Genomic DNA, 7,777 nt, shown 5'->3' with positions numbered 1-7,777 from the left:
TTGTATAAGAGACAGGTCCCGCCGCTCCCCCGGCCCGTCGTCACCCCGCGAACCCCGCTCCGTGCGGGGCCCGGGAGCGGCGGGCCCTTCCGTTTCCGCCCCCGGGCGGCCCCGCCGTGCGGAGACCGCGCCGCTCAGACCGTCGGACGGCCCAGCGCCCGGTAGGTCCATCCCGCCTTGCGCCACACCTCCGGATCGAGGGTGTTGCGTCCGTCCAGCACCCGGCGGTGCGCCACCGCCTCCCCCAGCGCCACCGGATCCAGCTCCCGGTACTCGCGCCACTCGGTGAGGTGCAGCACCACGTCCGCGCCGCGCACCGCCTCCTCCGCGCTCCCCGCGTAGGTCAGGGTCGGGAAGAGCCGCCGGGCGTTCTCCGTCGCCTTCGGATCGTGCACGGTCACCTGCGCCCCCTGGAGGTGCAGCTGACCGGCGATGTTGAGGGCCGGCGAGTCCCGCACGTCGTCGGAGTCCGGCTTGAAGGCCGCGCCCAGCACACCGATCCGGGTGCCGAGGATCGAGCCGCCCACCGCCTGCCGGGTCAACTCCACCATGTGCGCGCGGCGCCGCATGTTGACCGAGTCCACCTCGCGCAGGAAGGTCAGTGCCTGGTCCACGCCCAGTTCACCCGCGCGGGCCATGAAGGCCCGGATGTCCTTGGGCAGGCAGCCGCCGCCGAAGCCGATCCCGGCGCGCAGGAACTTGGCGCCGATCCGGTCGTCGTGTCCTATGGCCTCGGCCAGCCGCACCACGTCCCCGTCGGCCGCCTCGCACACCTCGGCCATGGCGTTGATGAAGGAGATCTTCGTCGCCAGGAAGGCGTTCGCGGCCGTCTTCACCAGCTCGGCGGTCGGCCGGTCGGTCACCACGAACGGCGAACCCTCCGCGATCGGCGTGGCGTACACCCGGCGCAGCAGCTCCTCGGCCCGACCGCCGGGCTCGACACCGATCACGATGCGGTCCGGGTGCAGGGTGTCCTCGACCGCGAACCCCTCGCGCAGGAACTCCGGGTTCCACGCCAGCTCCACGTCCTCCCCGGCCGGGGCCAGCTCCCGCAGCCGATCGGCCAACCGGGCCGCGCTGCCCACCGGCACGGTGGACTTGCCGACCACCAGCGCGGGACGCTCCAACAACGGGGCGAGGGAGTCGATCGCGGCGTCCACGTAGGACATGTCACAGGCGTACTCGCCGTGCCGCTGCGGGGTGTTCACACACACGAAGTGCACGTCGCCGAAGTCCGCCACCTCCCGCCAGGAGGTGGTGAAGCGCAGCCTGCCGGTCGAGCCCTCGACACCGACCGCGTGTCGGCGCAGCAACTCCTCCAGGCCGGGCTCGTACATCGGCACCCGGCCCCGGGAGAGCATCTCCACCTTCTCCGGCACCACGTCCAGGCCCAGCACCTCGAAACCCAGCTCGGCCATGGCCGCCGCGTGCGTGGCACCGAGGTATCCGGTGCCGATGACCGTGAGCCGGGGGACGACGCGGGCGGCATCGTCGGGCAGGGCGTCGGCCGCCGGGGGCACCGAGGGGGTGGGCACGGCGCCGGGCGCCCCGGGATGTGCCGGAACCCCGGGGTCCCCGGACGAGGGGGTGGCGGACGCGGTCATGTGGTCTCCCGGACATGCGATCGGGTGTGCGCCGCACGAGCATAGACCGCGGAGATGTCGGCGAACTCACCTGTCCCCGTCCCGGCCGACCTCCTAGAATCAGGTTACTTAACGGTCACTAGCATGAACATCTCCCGGGGAGTGAGAGCCGTGGCAGGAGCCGCAGACTTCGACCTGTACCGACCGGCGGAGGAGCATGAGATGCTCCGCGAGTCGGTGCGCGCGCTCGCCGAGGCGAAGATCGCCCCGCACGCCGCCGCCGTCGACGAGGAGGCCCGCTTCCCGCAGGAGGCGCTGGACGCCCTGGTCGCCAACGACCTGCACGCCGTCCACGTCCCCGAGGCGTACGGCGGCGCCGGCGCGGACGCCCTGGCCACCGTCATCGTCATCGAGGAGATCGCCCGGGTGTGCGCCTCCTCCTCGCTGATCCCGGCGGTCAACAAGCTGGGCTCGCTGCCGGTGATCCTCTCCGGCGGCGAGGACCTGAAGAAGAAGTACCTCGGGCCGCTCGCCAAGGGCGACGCGATGTTCTCCTACTGCCTCTCCGAGCCGGACGCCGGCTCGGACGCCGCCGGTATGAAGACCCGCGCCGTGCGCGACGGGGACCACTGGGTCCTCAACGGCGTGAAGCGCTGGATCACCAACGCGGGCGTCTCCGAGTACTACACCGTGATGGCCGTCACCGATCCCGAGAAGCGCTCGAAGGGCATCTCCGCCTTCGTGGTGGAGAAGGGCGACGAGGGCGTCTCCTTCGGGGCCCCCGAGAAGAAGCTCGGCATCAAGGGCTCCCCCACGCGCGAGGTCTACCTCGACAACGTCCGCATCCCCGCCGACCGCATGATCGGCGAGGAGGGCACCGGCTTCGCCACCGCCATGCAGACCCTGGACCACACCCGCATCACCATCGCCGCGCAGGCGCTGGGCATCGCGCAGGGCGCCCTGGACTACGCCAAGGGGTACGTGCGCGAGCGCAAGCAGTTCGGCAAGCCGGTGGGCGACTTCCAGGGCGTGCAGTTCATGCTCGCCGACATGGCGATGAAGCTGGAGGCGGCCCGTCAGCTGACCTACGCGGCGGCGGCCCGCTCCGAGCGGGTCTCGATCGGCACCGGCAAGGGCTCCGACGAGCAGCTGACCTTCTTCGGCGCGGCGGCCAAGTGCTACGCCTCCGACGCGGCTATGGAGATCACCACCGACGCCGTCCAGCTCCTCGGCGGGTACGGCTTCACCCGCGACTACCCGGTGGAGCGCATGATGCGCGACGCGAAGATCACCCAGATCTACGAGGGCACCAACCAGGTCCAGCGGATCGTCATGGCCCGCAACCTGCCGTAACCGACGCCGTCCGCCCTGGCACACGGCTCCCGACACCGCCCGTTCGCGGCGGTGTCGGGAGCCTTCCGGTGTGGGAGGGAGGGACGACGGATGCGGAGGGCCGGTGAGGCCCGGTCATCGGAGGAGCCCCGACACGGGGTCGCCCCACCTCCGGAGGACCGGGAGCGGACGGCAGGAGAGGGTGTAACGGACCTCGACCTCACGCCCTCCGCACACCCGGTCCGTCCCGACCCCGTCGACCCCGATCCACCGACCGGCCGTCAGCGCGGCGACCTGCGCGGCCTGTCGCCGCCGATCGCCCAACCAAGAGCGGAGGAACCACCCGGCCCCGGGGCCACCGTGCTCCGGGGCGGGGAGTTCGCCCGTCCACGGCGGGTCCAGGGCGTCGGCCAGCCGCCGGGCTCGGTCGCGCAACCAGCGCAGCGCCTCCGTCGGGTGCTCGGCGCAGTGGCCGGCGAGCAGCCACTCCCCCTCCCCGTCGGCGCACCGGGCCACCGCCTCGCACCAGTACCCGGCGGGGACCGCCACCGGTCGCGCACCACCCGCCCGGCTTCCCGCGCCCTCGCCGAGAACCCTCAGGTGCTCCAGCACCCGCCGCCTCAGTGCCTCGTACCGCTCGTCCAGTAGGGAACTTTCGGTGGTGGGGTCGACTCGGATCGACCCGGGGATGGCCCTCCGCCGTGCCACCATCCCGGAGGTGCCATCGAGCAACCCGAAAGTAACCATGAGTGTCGCTCCCGTGAACCGTGAGTAGTTACTTCACTTTCGCGGTGACTCCGCCGGCACACCAGGGGCATCAGTAGGGGCAATCAACCCGCTGTCACCACGTGGGCTCTTTCCGTAAGCTGTTCGGGGGCAGGATGAACGCATGACCATCGGGTGTCTGATCAAGGACCTACGGGAAGCACGGGGATCGAGTCAGGGCCGCCTCGCCTCGGAGCTGAACCACGCGTTCGACACGAACCTCACCCGCGAGTACATCAGCAGGTGGGAGCGTTCCAAGGTGGCGCCGGGTCCGTTCTACCTGCGGTGCCTCTCGGCTGTGCTCGATGTGCCCCTGGCCGTACTGGAGGGTGAAGTGAAGCGACGGAAGTTCCTCGCTGACGCGGCCGCCGGCGCCATAGCCCCCGTGGTCGCCTCCGATCTTCTCCTCACGGGCTTCGCCGCACGGCTTCGCGGCGGCCCCTGCCCGGAGGACTGGGAGGAGAAACTGGCGGCGTACGGCACGGAGTACATGAGCCTCGGAGCCTCGGACATCCGGCGCCGGGTCTCGGGGGAACTGGTTGTGGTGCAACAACAACTCGACGATCCCCGGCTGTGGTCGGTGGCCTCACGACTGATGACGCTCTACGCCAAAACCTTTCCGGGGTCGGACGGCTCGCAGGCCGTGACGTGGTACCGCATGGCCGCCCGGGCGGCGGACGAGTCCGGGGACGACCGGGCCCGGGTGTGGGTGCGGGGCCGTGCGGCCATCGCCCTCGGCTACGAGGGGGCGTCTCTCGGCGTGGCCGACGTGCTCGCCGATCAGGCCATGGCGATCAGCGACAAACCCTCTCTCGGGCTGTTGAACGCGATCATGGGCAAGGCCCACGCGGCAGCCATCCGAGGGGATCGGGCCACCGCCCTGAGCCTCATGGAGGAGGGTCTGCGCGTTTTCGACGCCACGGGTTCGGGAGAACAAACCAGCGACTACGCGGTGCCCTGGTGGCGCATGAACGTCTTCATGTCCCTGCTCCTCGCCCGACTGGGTGAGGAGAAGCGAGCGGTGGAGGCACAGGAGGCGGCTCATCGGGAGTTGCCGGAGTCGCTGCCGAGGTTCGCCACGCACCTGGAGATGCATCGCGGGCTGATGCTCGCCCGGGCCGGGGACCGAACGGGCGGCACCGCGTACGCCCGCTCCGCCCTCGATCGACTTCCTCCCGAGAAGCACTCCCTGACCCTGCGAATGCTCATGGACGAGATCGGCGGGGACGGGTCCTTGTGACCGCCCGGTGGGGAACAGCGCTCCACCGTGTCCGTCGTGGCCTCCGGGTCGGGGATGTGCACCATGAGGGGATGACGCTTCCCGAAAGCCTGTATCGCCGTTGGCTCTTCGACCTGTGGCGGGGTGATCTCGCGGTCGCCGAGGACATCCTCGCCCCGGACTTCAGGGGCCACTGGCCCGACCTCGACGTGCACGGCCCGGATGAGGCAGTGGAGCAGATCCGACGCACCCGGGAACTCTTCTCCGACATCGACACGACGCTGGACGCCGGCCCGGTCCTCGGGGCGGACATGGTCGCCGCGCGGTGGACCTTCCACGGCACCTATCGGGGAGGCGTTCCCGGTGCCACGGCGCCCGCCGGCACCCGGGTCTCGTTCGTCGGACAGGATCTCTTCCGCGTGGCCGGCGACCGCCTCGCCGAGTACTGGGTCGTCTCCGATGTGATGGGCTTGATGACGTCACTCGGCGCCGTCCCCGCTCCTGGTGATCGTCCCTGAGAAAGTGTGGGGTGACCGGGTGATCACTCGTCTTCGAGGTTGTCGACGAGGCGGCGGGCCGCTTCCGTCTCGATGGGACGGCCGCCGGGGATCAACCGGCCCCGGCGGCCTCGTCCGACGCCGGTTCCGGAGCCTTGCCGGGCCAGATGGTGATCACCACCGGCCAGATGAGGCTGTAGAGGAGGACCTTGGTGAGCGGGTTGAGCCAGACGAGCAGCGGAGCACCTCTGTCGAGCCCGCCGGCCAGGACCACCAGACCGTAGATCAGTGCGACGCTCATCACGTAGGCCAGCAAAAACCTGAACCAGGACCTCCACGCGTCGACGACGGCCGCACGGCCGTGGAGAGTGGGACGCGGCGGAGCGGCGCTCGCACCGTGGCGGCGGGCGAACTTGGCGTCCGCCCAGCGCACGATGCGGTGACCGTAGACCACGGTCATGCTGAGGTAGGCCGCCGACAGACCGTGCCAGACGGTCGGTTCGGCGCCGTCCCGGATGCTGATGACGGTGGCCGCCAACAGGACGACATCGATCAGGGGGACGCAGAGCAGCAGTGCACCGCCCAGGACCCGCAGGCCCGCGGCGTATCGCGCTGTCAGACCACCGACCAGGAAAACCCAGAAGAGCACTTCACAAGCGATAATTAAGTAAAGGATGACGGACTCCCTCGCGCGGAATTTTTCGACGGTCATTGTCCCGGGGTGGTAACCGCCCGATTGTCGGTTTCGGCCAACCCTTGGAAGGTGTTGGGTAACCGATCGACTGCTTGGATGTGATGGATGGAGGGTGATCGAGTCGCTGCCACCGGTTCGGGATCCGCGTCGCGGTGGGCGACCGTTGAGGTTCCCGCGTTGGCTGGTCATGGACACGGTGGTGTACGTGCCGGCCGGTGGGTGTGTGTGACGGATGGTGCCGCGTGACCCGGCGCCGTGGGATGTGGCCCATCGGTGGTTTCGGGAATGGGCGGCCGAGGGCACGTGGAATCGGATGCATGATGCGTTGCGTGGTCGGGTGCGCGGCCGCAGGCGCATCTGTTGGTGGATACCTGCGGGCCGGTGTTGCGGGCTGTGGTCCACTCGGCCTCCGTGCGGGACCGGGCGGGCGCGAAACACGTCCTGACCGACATCGGGAAGCTGTTGCCCCACGTCGGGCTGGTGTGGGTCGATGATCGCCGCGTCAACAGGATCGACGCCGGCTTGGTGGACCGGGCGGCGAAGCGGGCGGGGACCCGTCGCCTTGCCCGAAGGGCATCACCGGCGGCGGACGCCCCCGCCCGCCCGCCGTTCGGGTGGTGCGGTGCGCGCGTCCGCCGGTGGGGGCGGGCCCCGGCCGCCGGCCGGTCCTACCGTGACGGCGTGGACGAGACGCCGGCGGCCCCCGGGAGACCCGATCGGGGCGGGGCACGGCTCGCGGCGTTGTCCGACGGCGTGTTCGCCATCGCCATGACCCTGCTGGTCCTCGACCTGTCGGTGCCGCCGGGCCTGTCCGCCGAGACGTTCCACGCCGAACTGCGCGACACCCTGCCCAACCTCGGCGCCTACGCGCTGAGCTTCGCGGTACTGGCGCAGTTCTGGCGTGACCAGCACTACGTGCTGACGGTCCTCCCCCGGTTGGACTCGGGGGCGGTCCACCTCGTTCTGCTCGGCCTGGGGTTGATCGCCCTCGTGCCTTTTCCCACCGCCCTGCTCGCGGAGTACGGGGGTGGCGAGTCGGTGGCCGTCGTGCTGTACGCGGCGGCGATGGCGGCGATCAACGGCGTGCATCTGGCCCTGTTGTGGCGGGCCCGCCGGGCCCGGGCGCCCGAAGCGGTCGCCGGGTCGTCCTCCCGGAAACGCGCCCGTCCCCGCGTGCCCGGGGACATGGTGGGGTTGGCGGTGCTGGACATGGGGGCCACGGCCGCGCTCTTCGCCGCGTCGATCCCGCTCGCCCTGCTCTCGCCCGGTGCGGGGATGCTGTTGTGGGCCCTGATCCTCCCCTTCAAGTGGTGGATCGGCTCCCGGCAGACCCGCGCGGCCCGCACCGCCCCGGGCGAGGCCGACGATCCCGCCTCCGGCCTGTCCGCGTGACACGCCGACCCTCGGATTCCTCACCCCGGGACGGACCACTCCGGCCGGGAGGGTTCAACCTGCGCCGAAAACAGCAGGCCGGACCACCGGCGCCCCCTCTCACCGCTGTCCCCGGGGTTCCGGGCCCTCGAGGGGTTCATGGATGGGGACGGACTTCCACGGACCTCGCGGGAAGTCGGAAAGCAGCTTCACCCCTTTCGGGTGCAAGGTGGGTTGACGGTTACGGGAGGAAGGACAGGGGTCTCCGGAGGGAAGCGGAGCACGACCCGGTCCGGTCGGAGAGAACGGGTGGGCG

General features: G+C 70.6%; 7 protein-coding genes. 4 read left to right on the top strand and 3 right to left on the bottom strand.

Annotated features, from left to right (window positions below):
- Positions 1-134: 134 nt before the first annotated feature.
- The gene (locus FOE67_RS10710; protein WP_228473747.1) at positions 135-1,604 is read right to left on the bottom strand and encodes a UDP-glucose dehydrogenase family protein; all 1,470 of its coding nucleotides are present in this window, start codon (positions 1,602-1,604) and stop codon (positions 135-137) included.
- 150 nt (positions 1,605-1,754) lie between these two features.
- Between FOE67_RS10710 and FOE67_RS10705 the strand changes: the two genes are divergently transcribed.
- Positions 1,755-2,936, top strand: coding sequence for an acyl-CoA dehydrogenase family protein (locus FOE67_RS10705; RefSeq protein ID WP_182662951.1), 1,182 nt, complete (start codon positions 1,755-1,757; stop codon positions 2,934-2,936).
- 114 nt (positions 2,937-3,050) lie between these two features.
- Here FOE67_RS10705 and FOE67_RS10700 read toward each other — a convergent pair whose 3' ends face one another.
- The gene (locus FOE67_RS10700) at positions 3,051-3,662 is read right to left on the bottom strand and encodes a hypothetical protein (protein ID WP_182662949.1); all 612 of its coding nucleotides are present in this window, start codon (positions 3,660-3,662) and stop codon (positions 3,051-3,053) included.
- A 142-nt stretch (positions 3,663-3,804) separates the two neighbouring features.
- Here FOE67_RS10700 and FOE67_RS10695 point away from each other — a divergent pair, with 142 nt between their 5' ends.
- Together FOE67_RS10695 and FOE67_RS10690 are read left to right on the top strand one after the other, a co-directional pair.
- Complete coding sequence (locus FOE67_RS10695; RefSeq protein WP_182662947.1) at positions 3,805-4,920, top strand: helix-turn-helix domain-containing protein; 1,116 nt, start codon at positions 3,805-3,807, stop codon at positions 4,918-4,920.
- Between the two features lie 71 nt (positions 4,921-4,991).
- On the top strand, positions 4,992-5,417 hold the full coding sequence (locus tag FOE67_RS10690) for an ester cyclase (protein WP_182662945.1): 426 nt from the start codon (positions 4,992-4,994) through the stop codon (positions 5,415-5,417).
- Positions 5,418-5,508: 91 nt separating this feature from the next.
- On the opposite strand, the gene FOE67_RS10685 is transcribed toward FOE67_RS10690, so the two are convergent.
- On the bottom strand, positions 5,509-6,045 hold the full coding sequence (locus FOE67_RS10685; protein WP_182662943.1) for a hypothetical protein: 537 nt from the start codon (positions 6,043-6,045) through the stop codon (positions 5,509-5,511).
- A gap of 726 nt (positions 6,046-6,771) precedes the next feature.
- Here FOE67_RS10685 and FOE67_RS10680 point away from each other — a divergent pair.
- Positions 6,772-7,482: a TMEM175 family protein gene (locus FOE67_RS10680; protein ID WP_323384677.1), complete on the top strand. Its 711-nt coding sequence runs from the start codon at positions 6,772-6,774 to the stop codon at positions 7,480-7,482.
- Positions 7,483-7,777 lie beyond the last annotated feature (295 nt).

The organism is Streptomyces calidiresistens, assembly GCF_014141525.1.
In the GTDB taxonomy this organism is placed as follows: Bacteria; Actinomycetota; Actinomycetes; order Streptomycetales; family Streptomycetaceae; genus Streptomyces; species Streptomyces calidiresistens.
Note: the sequence above shows the minus strand (reverse complement) of the source record. Positions and strands in the feature narration are given on the sequence as shown.

Bases quoted from the DNA above. Each gene is read 5' to 3' on its own strand.
- FOE67_RS10695 (WP_182662947.1), top strand. From the start codon at position 3,805: ATGACCATCGGGTGTCTGATCAAGGACCTACGGGAAGCACGGGGATCG.
- FOE67_RS10700 (WP_182662949.1), bottom strand. From the start codon at position 3,662: ATGGTTACTTTCGGGTTGCTCGATGGCACCTCCGGGATGGTGGCACGG.
- FOE67_RS10710 (WP_228473747.1), bottom strand. From the start codon at position 1,604: ATGACCGCGTCCGCCACCCCCTCGTCCGGGGACCCCGGGGTTCCGGCA.
- FOE67_RS10690 (WP_182662945.1), top strand. From the start codon at position 4,992: ATGACGCTTCCCGAAAGCCTGTATCGCCGTTGGCTCTTCGACCTGTGG.